The organism is Telluria sp. PB2R4 (assembly GCF_059685695.1).
On sequence record NZ_JCASIC010000003.1, the window covers coordinates 402,193 to 420,007 of the forward strand.

The 17,815-nt window shown below is 59.8% G+C and carries 12 protein-coding genes and 1 pseudogene; 2 read left to right on the plus strand and 11 right to left on the minus strand.

What is annotated here, in order from left to right; genetic code table 11:
• Positions 1-139: 139 nt before the first annotated feature.
• The 5 genes from AC56LU_RS07930 to AC56LU_RS07950 form a co-directional block, all read right to left on the minus strand.
• Positions 140-1,285: a glycosyltransferase family 4 protein gene (locus AC56LU_RS07930; RefSeq protein WP_497175042.1), complete on the minus strand. Its 1,146-nt coding sequence runs from the start codon at positions 1,283-1,285 to the stop codon at positions 140-142.
• A gap of 1 nt (position 1,286) precedes the next feature.
• Entirely contained in the window at positions 1,287-2,771 is a 1,485-nt protein-coding gene (locus AC56LU_RS07935) for a GMC oxidoreductase (RefSeq protein WP_497175043.1), read from the minus strand.
• A complete protein-coding gene (locus AC56LU_RS07940) occupies positions 2,768-3,856 on the minus strand; it encodes an NAD-dependent epimerase/dehydratase family protein (protein ID WP_497175044.1) in 1,089 nt (362 codons plus the stop codon). Before AC56LU_RS07940 ends, AC56LU_RS07935 begins: the two co-directional genes overlap by 4 nt.
• Positions 3,857-3,960: 104 nt before the next feature.
• Positions 3,961-4,989 (minus strand): polysaccharide deacetylase family protein, encoded by a 1,029-nt coding sequence (locus AC56LU_RS07945; RefSeq protein ID WP_497175045.1) that lies wholly within the window; start codon positions 4,987-4,989, stop codon positions 3,961-3,963.
• The gene (locus AC56LU_RS07950) at positions 4,982-6,709 is read right to left on the minus strand and encodes a GNAT family N-acetyltransferase (protein ID WP_497175046.1); all 1,728 of its coding nucleotides are present in this window, start codon (positions 6,707-6,709) and stop codon (positions 4,982-4,984) included. Before AC56LU_RS07950 ends, AC56LU_RS07945 begins: the two co-directional genes overlap by 8 nt.
• A gap of 438 nt (positions 6,710-7,147) precedes the next feature.
• Here AC56LU_RS07950 and AC56LU_RS07955 point away from each other — a divergent pair, with 438 nt between their 5' ends.
• A complete protein-coding gene (locus tag AC56LU_RS07955) occupies positions 7,148-7,900 on the plus strand; it encodes a class I SAM-dependent methyltransferase (RefSeq protein WP_497175047.1) in 753 nt (250 codons plus the stop codon).
• A 190-nt stretch (positions 7,901-8,090) separates the two neighbouring features.
• On the opposite strand, the gene AC56LU_RS07960 is transcribed toward AC56LU_RS07955, so the two are convergent.
• Positions 8,091-8,381 (minus strand): c-type cytochrome, encoded by a 291-nt coding sequence (locus tag AC56LU_RS07960; protein ID WP_497175048.1) that lies wholly within the window; start codon positions 8,379-8,381, stop codon positions 8,091-8,093.
• A gap of 388 nt (positions 8,382-8,769) precedes the next feature.
• Here AC56LU_RS07960 and AC56LU_RS07965 point away from each other — a divergent pair.
• Positions 8,770-9,949, plus strand: a pseudogene (locus tag AC56LU_RS07965) (IS3 family transposase).
• Positions 9,950-10,167: 218 nt separating this feature from the next.
• Here the strand turns inward: AC56LU_RS07965 and prsR are convergent.
• From prsR to AC56LU_RS07990, 5 genes are all read right to left on the minus strand, one after another.
• Entirely contained in the window at positions 10,168-11,529 is a 1,362-nt protein-coding gene (gene prsR / locus AC56LU_RS07970; RefSeq protein ID WP_497175049.1) for a PEP-CTERM-box response regulator transcription factor, read from the minus strand.
• Positions 11,516-13,621, minus strand: a complete 2,106-nt coding sequence (prsK, locus tag AC56LU_RS07975; protein WP_497175050.1) for an XrtA/PEP-CTERM system histidine kinase PrsK — start codon at positions 13,619-13,621, stop codon at positions 11,516-11,518. The genes prsR and prsK overlap by 14 nt, the downstream gene beginning before the upstream one ends.
• Positions 13,622-13,661: 40 nt before the next feature.
• Positions 13,662-15,065, minus strand: a complete 1,404-nt coding sequence (locus tag AC56LU_RS07980; protein WP_497175051.1) for a TIGR03013 family XrtA/PEP-CTERM system glycosyltransferase — start codon at positions 15,063-15,065, stop codon at positions 13,662-13,664.
• Positions 15,066-15,116: 51 nt separating this feature from the next.
• On the minus strand, positions 15,117-16,145 hold the full coding sequence (locus tag AC56LU_RS07985; protein ID WP_497175052.1) for an SDR family oxidoreductase: 1,029 nt from the start codon (positions 16,143-16,145) through the stop codon (positions 15,117-15,119).
• A 77-nt stretch (positions 16,146-16,222) separates the two neighbouring features.
• Positions 16,223-17,512 (minus strand): nucleotide sugar dehydrogenase, encoded by a 1,290-nt coding sequence (locus tag AC56LU_RS07990; RefSeq protein WP_497175053.1) that lies wholly within the window; start codon positions 17,510-17,512, stop codon positions 16,223-16,225.
• Positions 17,513-17,815 lie beyond the last annotated feature (303 nt).

Below are 17,815 nucleotides of genomic sequence, written 5' to 3' on the forward strand. Positions count from 1 at the left end.
GACATCCCTCAGGATTGATAGTGCGATTGAAGTTTTGTCCGGACGCCGGCGGAAGCGGCCATGCCCAGCATGAATAGTTCGTCCATTCTATATCGCAATGGCAACGAAACAAGCATTAAAGAATGTCGATGCGCTAAGGCTACGATTCACCGGCGTGAAACCTCACGCTTATGCCCGGCGCGCGCTCCAGTACCTCGCGATAGACCGCGAAATGGCGCTCCACGCTGCGCCGCCACGAAAACTGGCGCGCCCATGCGATCCCTTCGGCCGCCAGCGCGGCGCGCCGTGCCGCCGGCAGCGCCAGCACTTCATTGAGCGCCGCGAGCCAGACGTCAAAGTCCTCGGCGTCCACAGCCCACGACAGCGGGCCCACCAGGTCGACCAGGCTGCTGACGGGACTGAACAGGATCGGCGTACCGGCCGCCTGCGCTTCGACGGCGGGGAATCCAAAGCCCTCGTACAACGTCGGATAGAGCGCGGCGAGCGCCCCGCGATACAGCGTGACCAGTTCGCTGTCTTCGACATACGGTGCAAAATGGACGCGGTGACGCAGCGCGGGCGGCACTTGGTCCAGCGGGGCGGTGCCGGCGCCAAACCCGCATCCAACCAGGTGCAGGTCCTCGCGGCCGCACCGGGCCAGCAGTTCCAGCGCCCAGGCGAAGCGTTTTCGCGGCTGCGGACCACCAAGGAATAACAGGTAGGGAGCATCCCCCAACGCTTGCTGCAGCAGCGCCGGCAACGGGACGCTGCTGTCGCTGAAGAACTCGTCGGCAATGCCGTGCGGAATGACCGTGATGCGGTCTGCCAGCACCGGCCACCGGTTGGCAATATCGCGCTTGGAGTTTTCGCTGATCGTGATGACCGCAGCGCAACCCTTCAGCGCCTGGCCTTGCACCTGGTGGAGATAGAAATGGTCGAGCTTGGTCGGACGCTGCTCTTCCCACAGTACGGTATCGTGAATCGTCACAATGGTTGGCACCGGCTGCCAGATCGGTAGCGTATTCTCCGCGCAATGCAATATGTCGACGCCCGACCGGTCCAAGCGCTTTGGCAGCCCGATCTGCTCCCATAAACCGAAGCGGTCGCCAGGAAACTCAAACACGTCCGTGGTACCAAGCAAGGGAGAAGGCACCTTGAACGGTTTGGCCGGATCCTGCGCGTACGCGGTCCACCGCACGTCATCGCTTTCCTGTGTATTCCTCAGCAGCTCCTGGACATAGCGTCCGGTGCCGCGCAGGTGTTCGACATTGAGCGTCGTTGCAGCGATTCCAACTCGTAAAGTCATATCAGGGATTTTCTACGGGTGACGGCATAAGGGAAGATGCGTCGCTGCCTGGCGCATCGATGGGCGCTGCGTGTCCGCGTGCGCGCCGGCTCAGGTGCCGGGCCAGGCGCAACGCAAGCGCGCCGATGGTCAGTCCGGTGTTGGCGATGCCGCTGGCGGGAATCACCGAGCCATCGCACACGTACAGGTTGGGTATGCCGTGAACGCGGCAGTCGCTGTCGCACACGCCCGACGCGGGTGAGCGCGACATCCTTGCCGTCCCAGAATGATGGGCGCCGGTCGAGATGGTCGTGAGCCAGTCCGGGAATACCCTGGCGCTCTTGAGCACCGGGCCCAGCTGCGAGAGCATCGCCTCGACGGCGGCGCTCAGGTCTTGCTGGTAGGATACCGGGAAGCGCCAGCGGCGGATCCTGCGCTCCTTGCCGGTTGCTGGGTCCAGCTCGCTCCAGACCGAGCGCTCGTCGGCCGGCGGCTGTTGCGCCATCATCAGCAGGGTGTAATGCCTGGTGGGCAAACGGATGTTCAGCTTGAAGGACAGGATGTCCAGCACATCGTCCCAATGGGTCAGCAGCTTGAAATAGTTGAAGACGTTCCAGGGATTCTGACGCAAGGTGTTCAGCACGCTACCAACCCGCTCGCGGCGGCTGTCGCGATAATAGTTCGCTGCCGGCCTCAGCTGGAAGGACACGGGCGTGCCGTTGTGCCATACCACCAGGGGCAGCCGCAGGTTGCCGCCGGTTCCCTTCACATGATGATTCCAGAGTTGATAGAGCGGTACCGTCAGCTCGACCTCGCCGACAAATCCCATCGGATGTTCTTCGTAGTGGCAACCGGCATGCTGGAGTGCCGGCAAGTCGGTCGTCGCCGCCAGTTTCTGCAGCAGCACCGGTGTGCCCAAGCCGCCGGCGGCCAGGACGAACACATCGCCACAGACCTGTTGCGCCTGCCCGTTCACGACCACCGTCAAGCCGGCGATGGCATCTTGCCCGTTGAGCCGGAAGCCGGTGACGTCGCCTTCTACCACTGTCACCCGGCCCTTCAGCTTCAACGCATCCCATATATTGATTGGCCAGCGCGGATAAAAGAGCCCAGGCGATGATTCGCCTGGCAGGCCGAGGTCGCGATACTTCTGCCTCAGTTCGGCAATCGCCTCGCGCACGCGCGCCTGCGGTACACCCGAAAGCTGGAAAAAGGCCTCTTTATAATGCCGATCGAGATCGGATTTTGGCAGCGGCCAATGGGCACGGAAAATAGCGTCGTCGATCTCGATCAGGCCATTGTGCCAAAGTTGGGTTGAGCCGCCCAGGCCGGAGCCGAAGTTGGGTTCTGTGCGCGCTGGCATGCCGACATCGAGCACGGGAAAGCGTGGATCGATCGTCGTGGCACCGCGCTCGATGATGGTGACGTCATGGCTGTCCAGCAAGGCGTGTGCAAGCATGCACCCGCCCAAGCCTGCGCCGACGATGACTGCCTTCGGTCGTGTCATGCCAGGTAACCCTTCGCAGTCAGCCAGGCGCGCGTGAGCGCCGCACCGCGCGGGAAGTCGAACTGCGGCGCCCAGTCGAGCAGCCGCTTTGCCTTATCGTTGGTAAATGCAATTGGGAACATTTCCCGCTGCACCCGGCCGGCGTGCGGCCATGGCGCGGCAGGCGGCTGCCAGCCCGTCATGCGTTTGAGCTTCAGGCCGATCCGGTCCAGCAAGCCGTTCACCTGTACTGGGGGATTTGCCGCCCAGTAGCTGAGCGCGTCAGCCGACGAGAGATTGACGAATTCAGGCGGTGGCTCAACCATCGCCGCGAAGGCCTGGATGAACTCGCCCCAAGACACCGTCTGATCCGCATTGATGAACATCGCCTCGCCGATCGCTTGCTGGCGCACCAGCGCCGCGTCGATGGCGTCGCACACGTCGTCGACGTAGACCGCGTTGCAAATGCCGGCGCCATTGTCGAACATCGTGACAGCCCCCTTGCGGGCCTGCTCGACGACTTGCAGCACAAAATGGCTTGCCGGCCCGTACACCACAGTCGGACGCAAGATCACGACGGGCAGGTCGCCACGGTCATGGGCGGCCTGGACAATTTCTTCTTGCTCGGCTTTGGAGTCGGAATAGTCGTGGTCATACCTGCCGATGCGGGCGGTCTCTTCACGCGCCGCCTCGGGGCCGGGGACCGGCCCATGGACCGACATCGTGCTGACGTGGACGAAGCGCTTCACGCCACGTGCGATCGCGCACTCGACCAGCCGCCGCGTCGCCAGTGGTCCGTGGTTACCATGGGCCAGGTGAACGACGGAATCGCATCCCTCCAGCGCCTGGTTTACCTGTTTGACCTTCAGCAGGTCAGCAACCGCCAGATGCGGCCAGCGCCCGTGCAACAGGGCTGCGCTTTCCTGGCTGCGGACGAGGGGCACGTAAGCTTGCACGCCGCGAGCGTCGAAACGCTCGCATAGCCGCGAGCCGATGAATCCCGAGGCGCCAGTGATCAGGCACTTCGACGGACGTAACTGGAGAGAATTCATTTGATACCAGTATCGAGATTGTTCAAGCTTGACAGCCGAGCCAGCTTCGATCACGTTAAATTACGAACGACATTTTCCTATTTTACAACTTTCTGCCGGCGCCAGGCATGCAGGATACTGTCGTGCGCGCCACCTTGATTGCTGCGCTAAATCAATTGTCAGCCACGGCTTAGCAGTCGACGAAGCACATCCGAAAAGCCGCTCAATGCAGCCTCGAATTCCAACGGATGAATGTTGTCACCATCGAGGAAGCGGCGCATCGCATGGCGTGGCGTGGATGGCGTATTAAGCCCTGGCAAGCAGGTCGTTGAACTTTTCACCCCCATCGCATCCAGCCATTCTCCCTGTCGCGGTGCGAATTCCCCGCTCGGATAACAAAAGTGCTCGATTGCATCGACACCGCAGCGCTTGAGAGCGGCCCGGTTGTCGTCAACTTCGCGCACCGCCTGGTGCCGGTCATCTGTCGAAAAACCGTGGCGGTGAGTATGCAGGCCAACGCTGACACCATCGGCGGCTAAGCCCCGCAACTGCTCGGGGGTCATCAGGTGGAACATCTGGGACGCCGAGATGTCATGGAACGGCAGGTTCAGCAGGTCGCCCAGTGTTTCACAGATTGCCTGGCGTTCCTTCTCGGTGCAGTTGCGTTCACCATGGTCGATGCATTCCGAGGTCACACGTTCTGCCTCCTCGGGGTTCGTCAGGTCGACTACACCATCCGGCGCCCAGCCGACGTTTTTCAACGTCAGCTGGGACACGGTTGACCGGTGAAACATATATTGAACGATCAGGCGAAACACCGGCACTGCATGTTCCACATAGTAGGTAGTGACGTAGACGGTGGCCGGAAAGCCATACTTGCGCAGTAATGGCGCTGCGAGGTGATGGGTCGAGTGAAACCCGTCGTCGACGGTGATGACGACCGTGTGATCGGGCAACTCCCCTGAGTACAGCTGATCAACAGACTGGTCAAGGGTGCCGACTCGCATGCCGCAACGCTTGATGGTCGCCAGCCGTTGCTCGAACTCGGCCGCCTTGATGAACAGCTTAGGCCGAAAACTGCATTCGTCGGCTACCGCGAAACCGTGGTAGCACAGTATCTTCAGCTCGCGGCGCGTCAACCAGCGCGCGAAGCTGAAGAGGCCGATTAGCTTGCAAATGAAAAAGAAACTCAGCTTCACTTTACGCATTTGCCGTCTCCACCGTCGTCATCCCTTCGCTCGACCATTTGCGTTCGGCGCCGAATCGGCGCTCCCAGAAGTAAGAACCCTGGTATGCGAAGCCCATCGATTCGATCACATGCCGCGAGGGGAAGTTGTCGGCCAGCACGCTGATATACGCATAGTCGGTGGCTTCGGCACTGAACGCGGCCTTGAGCATGTGGCCGATCGTTGCGCGGTACAGACCCGCCCCGCGGAAGTCGGGATGCGAATAGAAATCAAAGAGCGCAGCGCTGTTCGTCGGGAAGCTCATTGTCTGTCCGACCTCCGTCATGTGCGAGCTCACCTGATTTGCTGCGAGCCAACCAGAATGGGCCAGTCGTCCGTCGATGCTGACAGTAAACGCGCTGACGCCGTGCTCGATACGCTCGAGTGCAGTGCTCAGGAAGCTATCGCGCGACTGCCATGATTCGCCCGGTTCGAAGGCCAGCAAGTGAGGAATCTCATTGCAACGCACGCGCGGATCGAAGTCGAACCTGGCAGCCAGATCCCGGTCGGCCCGATACACCCGGAATTCGCGGTGCTCCCCGCCCAATTTGGCCAGCTTGCGGCCGAACGCGGCTGGTTTTGCACGCCGCAGAGTGCTGATCGCAGCGCGAACCTGCTCGGGCGTAACGCTTGCCAAGGCCAGCGCGCGCTTGCCCAGCCGTGCAATCTGTTCTTTGGCCTTGTCGCGCCGCAGCCCCATTGCGGAGCGGAAGACCGTCGCGTCGGCAACCTCGTCGTGCGCATTGGCAAAACGTTCCTTCCAAGCATCCCCGCCAGGCGTCAGGTCAAGAACCTCAATGCCGTCTTTAAGTAACTGCTCACCCAGCTGCATCATGTGGATCTTGCCGGGCGAATGTTCGGCACAAAACGGCGACGAAATCAGCAACCCAAGATGCGCCATCTTCCCGCTGACAACGCCCCAGAAAGCGGCAATCGGGCGCTCGTCGGTATACGTCACAGCGCAATAAATGTCATCGGCCGCGTTGGCTAACAGCGCGCGATGGAAGGCGCGCTTGGCCGGATCCTCGCCAAACGGTGTAGATTGGTTAACCGCGCTCTGGCGTAAATCGTAAAAATTAATCAGGTCGTCGAAGATGCGCTCGAATTCTGCAAGGTCGGTGATGCGGCGAAGTTCGAGTTTCCCGAGCTTGGCAAGGCGATTGAACCGGCTCTTATTGCTCTTCTTCGCCATGCTGGCGCGCATTTCCTCGGCATTCAATGTCATGAGTGGACGGGCGCTGCGTCGAACGGCCACTCCACCCTCGACCGCCAAGGCCGCCGTCAATGTGTCGCTGAGCGCTGGATGTGGAAGAAATTTGAAGCGCAGCGACGAAAAACTGAATTGCCGTTTGAGCATGCGCCAGCCTGCTGCCAGCAGTTCATGGTCGTTGCCGGGCGTGCTGAGCCAGACATGGTATTCCGCCTGATGGGCGCCGGCATGCGCCAGTTGCTTTGAGACCTTGTCGTAAGCCAATAGCCACAGGCCGTTCAACGTGCCGGTTGCGGCGCTGGCGCGCACAAGAATCGGCTCCCACTGCGCCGCATACGCGGCATACCACGTGCGCACGAAACCGGGGCCCTGGAAAGCGGTTGCATGCGGACATGCGTTGTGCAACACCTGCCATGAATGCACAAATTCGGGGTCGTTCATCAACTCACGCGCGGCTTTGCCGTAAATCACACCCACAGTATCGACACTCATTACGAATCAGTCAGCCTTATTGTTAAGTCGGTAGCATGAAGATGCGCGATGCGGCGCCTGATTACTCATCCAGGCGGGTTGTGCGATTTGCGGAGCTCCGCCACGGCGTAGCAGCGGAAATGGGATACGCGAAAAAACATCGTCAAACTACAAGCCGCGTCATTTTACATGACAAAAAATAAACGATGCACACAGGTATGTCAATCGTTTTGCTACCCCGCGAACTCATGGGGCCGCCATCCCGGAGATCAAGTTGCGGAAGCGTGCCATTTTGGCTCGAGCTATAAAGCCTGTCCGCCAGCCCAGCTATTCTGACAATGCGAATTTCGCCTGATAAACAGTTATCGCCGCAGCGACTCCTGCTATTATTGTAACAACATTCTGTGCTGGCATATCACGCGAGGCACGAATTTAGTTTACCGATGGAGGAGTTCTCCTATGCTGTCCTTAGTTCAGTTACTTGTTACTGCCGCCGTCCTGGCGCTGGTTTGCTACACCTTGTACAAAGTGCGCGCAGCCCATCTAATGCTGTATGAAGTAGGCGGCCAGGTGCGCGCAGGCACGGAAGATCTCTTCAGGCAGCTTGAAGCCTTGCAGGGCCTGTACGTCGAACTGGGCTTGACGAAAAGCATGCCTGCCACGCGCGGCTGGGCGGCGTCGCCTGATTTCTTGCTGGAGGCCGCGCGTCACGCGTTGGCAAGCAAGCCACGCGCAGTTCTCGAATGCAGCAGCGGCACCTCGACCATGGTGCTGGCACGCTGCATGCAAATGAATGGCGCGGGTCATGTCTACAGCCTCGAGCACGACCCGTACTTTGCCGCACAGACCCGCTTGCTACTGGAGCGGCATGGCTTGTCGGACTGGGCAACGGTGCTGGATGCGCCGCTGACGCAGCGTCAGATCGACGACGGCAGCTGGCTCTGGTACGACACTGCCGCCCTGCCGCCGCTGGCTTTCGACATGCTGGCGATCGATGGGCCGCCACAGGCAACGGGCCATCTGGCACGCTATCCGGCCGGGCCGCTGCTGTTTCCACGGCTGGGCTCCAATGCGGCCGTGTTCATGGACGACGCCGACCGGCCGGACGAGCGCTCCATCCTGGCACGCTGGAAAGCCGAGTTTCCACTTTTTGCACAAAGCTCGCGCCAGTGCGAGAAGGGTTGCGCGGTGCTGACGGCGCCGCAGCGCTAACTAGGTTCTTAGTTCTTCAAGGTGATGTTGCGCTAGGCTTCGAGTGCCTCGGCTGGCCAATTGCTCTTGATGTAAGCGAGCACGGCGACGATGTCACCGCCCGTCAGTACGCCTACATACGCGGGCATGTCACTGCGGTAACCCTCGGGCGCAGTCTTTCCGGGTACCAACCCATCCCGCACGATATCGATCAGGACAGAATCGGGATGATGTCAAGTGTGGCGCTAAAGTCATGCGGCGGCGCCGGCAGGCAGCCATTGGCAAGCCGGTCTCGCCAGTTGAGCTGCCCTTCGAGCGTGGCGCCGTGGCAGGACGCGCAGTTCTGCTCGTACATGGTCTTGCCGCGGGTAACCAGCGCGGTGTCGGAGGCCGCGATGTATTCCAGAATGACGGGTGGCGCGGGGCGGCGGACGAATAATGTGACCGCAACGCCGGCGACAATCGCAACGGTAGCGCCTATGGTGGCGATTGATCTATGCATACTGCCACTTGCAGAGATGCTAAGAGAAAGCGTTGGCCGGCTGGCGGGGATCGAACCCACGACCCTTGGCTTCGTAGGCCACTAGTCGTTGGCTTGGAGAACCGCATGAACACTGTAACTCGTTGAAATTACATACTATTGTACATTGCAAAAGTAGGCAGTAGTGAGCAGTATCAGGAAGAACATCAGGGTGTTTTCTCCCCAATTTCTCCCCAAAGTCTAGGGCACTTTCGTCGGATTACGTCACAGTGTCCATGCCGCGAATGAACATTATTCGTGTTGCTTATTGCGCAATACTATGCACGAGCGCGTGAGGAAAGCCAGGTGTAGTGGTTTAATTGCCCGGACACCTCGATAGGTGGACAATCTGCCATCCGAGGAGATTTGCATGAAAAGGCAGCGCCGCAGTTTCGATCCCAGCTTCAAGCTTGAGGTCGTCAAAATGATCAAGGAACAGGGTCTCAGTGTTCAGCATGTAAGCGAGAGCATGAGCATTGGCCCGAGCGCCATCCGTCGCTGGGTGGAGCAGTACGATGCCGAGCAGTCCGGCCAGCCAGGCATTGGTAAGCCCCTGACACCCGAGCGGCAACGGACCCGGCAGTTGGAGCAGGAGAACCGCCAGCTGCGAGAGGACGTATCCATCCTAAAAAAAGCATTGGCCTTCTTTGCGCGCGAGCTGAAATGAGTTTTCGACTGATCGAGGAACTGCATACGAAGGCCATTTCTGTCTCGCGTAGCTGCCACGTGTTGGGCGTCAGCCGATCCGGTTTTTATGAAGCGAAGCGCCGCGCCGCCACGCCGGCTGTTTGCGCAGCGAGCGTTCATGCGCGTGCTGCTTTCGCATCGAGTTATCAAAGCTACGGCAGCCGCCGGATGGTGACAGCGCTGGCAAATCGCGGTATCCAGGTCGGGCGCTACAAGGTCCGTCGTTTATGCGCCAGGCAGGCCTAAAACCGGTCTGGAAGTGCAAATTCGTCCACACTACCGACAGCCGGTATGATTTGCCGGTCGCCACCAATGTGCTGGCCCGCCAATTCAATCCAACAGCGCCAAACAAGGCATACGTTTCAGATATCACCTATGTCCGCACCGACGCCGGCAGGCTGTAATTAGCGGTCGTGATCGACCTGTTATCGCGCAAGGTGATCGGCTGGGCCATGGCGCCGAACATGCCGGCCAAGCTCGTCTGCGACGCGTTGCATATGGCCGTTCAGCAGCGGCGACCGGGCAAAGGCTTGATCGTCCATTCAGATAGTAAGAATGTCAGTATGCAAGTGCCCAGCACCAGACGCTGTTAAGCAGTCACGGCTTCGTCTGCAGCATGAGCCGCAAAGGCAACTGCTGGGACAATGCCGTCGCTGAACGCTTCTTCTTGAACCTGAAGATGGAACGGCGTCTGGCAGCGAAAATATGTTAACCACGCCGAAGTCAAGCTCGATATCGCGGCCTACATCGTTGGCTTCTACAACAGCGAACGCCTGCATTCAGTTCTGGGTAATCTGCCGCCCTCCGTCTACGAGCGGAACATGGCAGCACAAAAACCTATCGTCGTGTCCGAATTTACTTGACCACCACACCCTTTTTATTCAGGGTCGAGGTCGACGAGTCCCCGAGCAGCGAAACCGTTATTTGCAGCTCGCCCGTCTGTCGGGCCTTCTGGGCTTCCACGTCCTCCGGCAGGACTGCGGCTATTGAATCGAGCCGTACACGATAAACAGGGTCATCGCGATCAGCAGCACCCGGGCCGGCGTGCGGCTTGGCGCTGCGCCATGCGGCCCGAATGCGGTCAGGCGTTGGCCCCTTTGATCGCATGGCGCGCCATCAGATCGTACATGGTCGGACGACTGATCCCCAACACTTCGGACGCCTTGACGATATTGCCGTCGGCCCGGGCCAATGCCTTCACCAAGGCCTTGTATTCAGCTTCGTCGCGTATCTGACGCAGGTTGATGGGCTGCTCTTCCGCCTCGACATCCAGGCCCAGGTCCTCGGCCTGGATGGTCGACCCGTCCGCCATGATGACGGCGCGCTTGATATAGTTTTCCAGCTCTCGCACATTGCCTGGCCAGGCGTAGGTCTCTATCGCGCCCAAGGCTTCGGGTGAGAAATGCAGGCTCGAGCGCGATTCCTGGGCACAGAACTTGTTCTTGAAATGGTGCGCCAGCAGCGCCGCGTCACCGTCGCGCACCCGCAGCGGCGGGATAGTGACGACGATCTCGGACAGGCGGTAATACAAGTCTTCACGGAAGCGACCGCTTTGGGCCAATTCCTTGAGGTTACGGTGGGTCGCACAAATCACGCGCACGTCGACCGGAATTTCTTCATGGCCGCCAATGCGCTCGACCACCCGCTCCTGCAGGAAGCGCAGCAGCTTCGCCTGCAAGGCCATCGGCAGGTCGCCGACCTCGTCGAGGAAGAAGGTGCCGCCGCTGGCCAGCTCGACTTTTCCTTTCGTCTGTTTGGCAGCCCCCGTGAAAGCGCCTTTTTCATAGCCGAACAGCTCGCTTTCAAGCAGGTTCTCCGGAATGGCGGCGCAGTTGATGGCCATGAAACGGTTGCTCGAGCGCGGACTGAGCTGGTGCAGCGCACGCGCCAGCACTTCCTTGCCGGTGCCCGACTCGCCCAGCAGCATCACCGAAGCCGAAGTTGGCGCCACTTTCTCAATGCTTCGGCAAACCCTGAGCATGCCCGGATCGCGGCTGATCACGCCTGACATCGGCGAATCGGCCTGGCTCTGCATCATACGGCGGTTCTCGTTCTGCAGCGAATGCAGGAAGAACGCGCGCTGCACCACCAGGTTGAGCACTTCCTGGTCGCAAGGCTTCTGATGGAAATCGTAGGCGCCCATGCCGATGGCCTTGACTGCGTTGGCATGGTCCTGGTTGCCCGTCAGGACGATGACCTTGGTGTCAGGCGCCAGTGCCAGGATACTTTGTAGCGTCGCCAGTCCCTCGGTGGCGCCGTCCGGGTCGGGGGGCAAACCCAGATCCATGGTGACCACGGCCGGCTCGTGGCGGCGCAGCAGCGCCAGCGCGCTCTCGCGATCACCGGCGACCACGACCTCATACGCGTCCAGGCTCCAGCGCAACTGCTTCTGCAGGCCCACGTCATCTTCGATGATGAGCAGTTTTGGTTTATTCTGTGTCAAGACTATCCTCCAGCCTGACCGCGCGCGGCTTGGCTTGCGCCACGTCCACGCGGTGAAGAGGCAATATTACGTCGAAAGTAGTGCCGATTTGTGGCGTGCTGCTGATCTCTATCCGCCCGCCCAGTTCCTGGATGTATTCGCGGCTTTCGAAGGCGCCGATGCCCATGCCGGCCGCCTTGGTTGATTCGAAGGGCTTGAACAGGCGCTCGCGGATGAATTCCTCGTCCATCCCGACCCCGGTATCCTGAATCGAGACGACAGCATGGTCCTCGCGCCGCATTACCTCGATGGTAACCTTACCGTCGCGCGGAGTGGCCTCGATTGCGTTCTGCACAAGGTGACCGAGCACCCGCTCCAGCCGTTCGCGGTCGGCCAGCACCATCAAGCCCTGTGTGCGGACGCGCAGCACCGGATGCGGCTCGAAGCCGCGCTTGTCCTTGATGGCCTGCTGCACCACGTCGCCAATGGCCAGTGGGCCAGTTTGATCGGCATTGGCGCTGCGTCCCAGTTTTTGCAGCATCAGCTTCATCTTTTCCACTGACAATTCAACGGTTTCCAGCATGTCGCGCTGGAATTCGGGATTGTCGCGGTGCTTTTCCGCGTTGACCACCATTAGCGACAACTGCGAGACCAGATTCTTCAGGTCGTGCACGACGAAGGTCGACATGCGGTTGAAAGACTCGAATTGGCGCGCGACGATCAGGGCGTCGGCCGCTTCCTGCTGGGCCAGGTAGCTGGCAGCCTGCACGCCTGCGATTTTGAGCAAGTCGATCACTTCCCAGTTCAGGTTGACTGGGCTGCGCGATTGCTGCAACACCGCGAAACCGAGCAGGCCGCCATGCATCATCATCGGCACCACAAGCCAAGCCCTGGCTTGCTGGTTCAGCCAGTCCGGCAAGACGAGTCCGGGATATTTGTCGGGGTCGCTGGCGGCCTCGCGCAGGTCGACCACCCATTGCGATTGCTCCAGGTAACGGCAAAATGACGAGTCGGCATCTTCGCAGCCTTCCTGCGCGGTCATGTGCCAGTAAGCGGTTGCTTCATACTGCCCTGAATCGCGCCGCAGCCACAAAGCCCCCCCGGGACTTTCGACCAGTGCCGCAATGGCCTGGATCGCACGCGCGCCCAGTCCTGGTCCCGGTTCGGACAAAGTACGGGTAAAGCGCAGCCATTCCTCACGGTAATCGTAGTTATAGGTATAGAAGTGCTTGCTGATGAAGACTTTCAGCCATGACCGGAACGTGCCAGAGAACAGGATTCCGACCAGCAACAGTAAGGCGGCGAACAGGAAAGCCGCTTGCATCACAGTACCCCAGCTGCCGCCGAAGAACCGCAAGTAGTAGCCGGCCAGGCCCATCGTCAGCAGGTAAAGCGCCGAGCCGAACAGCGCCGCCGAATGGAACATGACGCGACGCGAGAGTGCCAGTTCTGTATTCCACGACGCACTCCTGGCCATCGAAACCGCGATCAAGGGTACGGTGACTGCATTGACCGCGCCGCGTGCCGCCCAGACATCCTCGTTAATTTGGCGGAATAGCAAAGCGTCGCTATACATATAGAAGTCATAAGCGAACATCCCACCGATACCGAGGCAAGCGAACTTGATTGCCCAGCGCTCCTGTTCCGGCTTGTTGCGGTATACCTGCTCTACCAGCAGCATGCCGAACACCGCCAGCCCTACCCGCAAGGTCATCGACGAGACCATACTGAATTCTTCCAACGCATGGCCGCCCCACCAGCCATACAAGGTAATGGCCAGGAAGAAGGCGTAGCAGGCCGCGGCAATAGTCACCTTGTTGCTTAGGCCGAGCGGAAGTCGGCTGTACGGGCTGCGGTGGCGTCCGAGAAGGACCACAAGAAAGAATGACCAGGCTGCGTTGCGCAGGATCTCGAGGACATCCACCAGCATCGAGAGCGGGATGTCGACGTGGGCATGGTAACCGACAGTGGCCGCCCAGCCCGACGTCAGCAGACAAGCGGTGGACAAGATTGCGCGATGGAAGTGACTACGCCAGCTGGTCAGCCACATCGCTCCCAGCAGCAGGAAGCCAACGGCGGCGACCAGATAACTGAAGGTAACGATCTCGGTCAACTTGCTTTATCCATGACATGTTGCCGGCGCCTGCAAGGCATTAGCGGCCGCTGCGTAAGAGGACGACCTTCAAGGTGTTGATCAGCACCAGAACGTCGAGGAACAGGCTGTTGTTCTTCACGTAATACAGGTCGTACTGCAGCTTCTGCAGCGCGTCCTCGGCTGACGAGCCATAGCCATAGCGCACTTGAGCCCAGCCGGTGATACCGGGCTTCACGCTGTGGCGCACGTTATAGTAAGGGACCACTTCGATCAGCTGCTCGACGAAATACGGGCGTTCCGGGCGTGGCCCGACGAAGGACATCTCGCCCTTGAACACATTCAGGATCTGCGGCAGCTCGTCGATGCGGGTCTTGCGCATGAAGTTGCCGAAACGCGTCACGCGCGGGTCGTTCTGGGCGGCCCACTGCGGCTTGCCGGCTTTTTCGGCATCGGTGCGCATGCTGCGGAATTTATGCACGTAGAAGGTCTTGCCGTCCTTGCCGACCCGCTCCTGGGAGTAGAAGACTGGTCCGCGGTCTTCCAGGTAGACCAGCAGCGCCGCCAGCAGCATCAGCGGAAAGGTGATGGCCAGGATCAGGGTACTGCACACCAGGTCGAAGGTGCGCTTCATGAACGTGCGCGCGAAGCTCTGGTCGAAGCCGCCGCCGAACACCAGCCACGAAGGCTGCAGTGAATCGACGCGGATCTGACAGGTTTCGCGTTCGAAGAAAGTGGCGGCGTCGGTGACGCGGATGCCTTGCAGTTTGCAGTCGAGCAGTTCCTTGATCGGGAATCCGCCGCGACGGTTCTGGACCGACACCACGATTTCCACCACGTTGTGCTGGCGCGCAAGCGAGACCAGCGAGTCGCCGTCGCGCACGGTCAGCAAATCCGAGTCGGGCACGCACAGCTCTTCGGCCGGGCTCGGAATGAAGCCGGCGATACTGTAGCGGTGGTAGTTCGACGGACGCGCCGCCAGGTCGCTGCATTCCTTGGCCAGCGGCCCGCCGCCCAGGAACATGATGCGCGATTCCAGGATCCGCGCCTCGGACGACTTGAAGAAGGCCATGCGGGCCAGGAAGATGCCGCCGCCGGCCAGCGCGAATACCAGGGCCATGGTGCCGCGCCCGAACGACAGCTCCGGCGCCATGTAGAACACCAGCGCCAGGATCGCAAAACCCATCAGGAACGAGGGCATCAGCTTCATGAAGAACGGATGGCGCAGGCCCTCGTCGAAATCGAGCTGGTACATGCCCATCGCGCTCATGCTGAAGATGATCGCCACGGTGAACGCCACCGCGGACGTAAAGAAATGGTCGAGCTGGGTGGCCGCCGCGGCGTCGCCATATTCGATGAAGCGCAATGCCGCGCCGATGTAGGCTGCCCCCAGCAGCACCAGCACTTCGACGAACAGCAGCAGGAAGACAATCTTCGAAACGTAGTGGTTCGCGATCCTAAACACGGTAGCCTCCGAGATTCTTGTATCTTTTCTGGATATGCATGGATGCTTGTTTTAGTGCGACAGGCTACGGACGTACCAGTCCATCGCCTGCTTCAAACCTTCGCCGATGCGGTGCGTCGGCTGGAAGCCGAGCGCCGCTGTTGCCTTGGAAATATCCGCCTGTGAATGACGCACGTCGCCGCGGCGGAAGTCGGCGTACTTCGGCTGGTGCTGCGCCACGTGCGGGAAGCGGTCCTGCAGCGCCACCTTCATCATTCCGTACAGCTCATTGAGGGTGGTGCGTTCGCCCAACGCGACGTTGTACACCGCATTGGCGGCGTCCTTATCCGACAGCGCAGCCAGGAGGTTGGCCTGCACCACGTTGTCGATGTAACAGAAATCGCGGCTGGTCTCGCCGTCGCCGTTGATGCGCAGTTCCTTGTTGCGGATCAGGGCGGCGATCCATTGCGGGATCACGGCGGCGTAGGCGCCGTCCGGGTCCTGGCGTGGCCCGAACACATTGAAGTAGCGCAGCCCGATCGATTCCATGCCGTAAGTACGACCGAACACATTGGCGTACAGTTCGTTAACGTATTTCGTGACCGCGTATGGCGACAGCGGGTTGCCGATGCGCTCTTCGATTTTCGGCAGGTCCGGGTGGTCGCCATAGGTCGAGCTCGACGCGGCATAAACGAAGCGCTTGACACCGTTATCGCGGGCAGCGACCAGCATGTTCAGGAAGCCGTCGATATTGGTCGCGTTGGTCGTCAGCGGATCGTCGATCGAACGCGAGACCGAGCCGAGCGCAGCCTGGTGCAGCACGAAATCGGCGCCGTGGCAGGCGGCCTGGCAGGCGGCAGGGTCGCGGATGTCGGCTTCGATGAAATTAAATTTCATCCAGGCATCTGCAGTGACAGAATCTTTCACCTGCGCCAGGTTATGGCGGTGACCGGTTGCGAAATTGTCGAGGCCGGTCACTTGCTGGCCGAGCTTGAGCAAGGCTTCCACCAGATTCGACCCGATGAAGCCGGCCGCACCCGTTACCAGCCAGTGATAAGGATGCTGCAGCAGATGTTGCTGGATTTCTTGAAACTTGTTCACTCTCACACACTTTCACGGTCACGCCGGCAAGGCCGGCGTTGCCCGCCGTGCAACGGCGCGGCGGTTAAAGGGGGCGCTTACAGGCGCCAGACACAGTAGCCGGCTTCCTGCAGGGCGGCGGCATCGAACTGCGACTTGACATCGATGAAGCAGCCGTTCTGGTTGAGCTTTTCCTGGAAATGCGTCAGCGACAGCGCCAGCACTTCCTTGTGTGGCACCGCCACCACGACCGCATCGGCCTGCGGCAGCGATTCCCAGCTTTCCAGCTTGATGCCGTATTCGTGCTGTGCTTCGGCGGCGTCGGCCTGCGGATCGAATACGTGCACCTCGCAACCATAGCTTTCTAGTTCGTGGACAATGTCCGCGACTTTCGAATTGCGCAGGTCAGGGCAGTTTTCCTTGAAGGTCAGGCCGATCACATTGACCTTGGAGCCCTTGACGTTGAACCCAGAGGAGATCATCGACTTGACGGTCTTTTCGGCAACGAACTTGGCCATGCCATCATTGATGCGGCGCCCGGCCAGGATCACCTGCGGGTGATAGCCGACCATCTCGGCCTTGTGGGTCAGGTAGTAGGGATCCACGCCGATGCAGTGACCGCCGACCAGGCCCGGGCGGAACGGCAGGAAGTTCCACTTGGTGCCGGCAGCTTTCAGTACCTCGAGCGTGTCGATGCCGATCTTGTCGAAGATGATGGCCAGCTCATTCATCAGGGCGATGTTCAGGTCTCGCTGGGTGTTCTCGATGACCTTCGCTGCTTCGGCGACCTTGATGCTCGAGGCGCGGTATACGCCGGCGGTGATCACCGATTCATACAGCGCGGCGATACGCTCGAGGGTCTCGTCGTCGTCACCCGACACCACTTTCAGGATGGTAGTCAGGGTGTGTTCCTTGTCGCCCGGATTGATGCGCTCCGGCGAGAAGCCGACATGGAAATCGTCCTTCCACTTCAGGCCCGAATGCTTTTCCAGGATCGGGATGCAGACTTCCTCGGTCGCCCCTGGATACACGGTCGATTCGAAGATGACGATCGCGCCGCGCTTCATGTGGGTGCCGACGGTCTTGCTGGCGCCAGCCAGCGGCGTGAAGTCCGGGTTGTGGGCGATGTCGACCGGGGTCGGCACGGCGACCACGATATAGTCGGCCTTGGCCAGTACCGACGGATCAGTAGTGACGTCCAGGTGGCGCGCTTCCCTCAACTGCTCCGACGTCAGTTCGCCGGTAGGATCGATGAAGTTCTTGTAGTTGTCGATCTTGGCCTGCGACAGGTCGAAGCCGACGGTTTTCGACTTCTTGCCGAACTCGACTGCCAGTGGCATGCCAACGTAACCAAGTCCAACTACTGCGACAATCTCATCTGCTTTCATTATCGGATTCCGTCCTCGAATTGCGTTTTGCTATTATGCTAACTTTCAATATACCATGGAAATATATGCCTGCTCAACGTTGTCGTGCGTATGCGCGTGGATACAACGACATTTCCGAACTAACAATGTAAAAATGCTAGCTTTTTGGCACTCATTATGTTGTGTTTTTAATAATTTTATTATTCCAGGCTGGCAGCATATGTATTCACAACATTTGCCAGAGGAACGGGCGCTTGTAATTTTAACATTTTCCAAAATGCATGGTCAGGCATATCGAATCGTGCGCTTCTTATTGTCGAAATG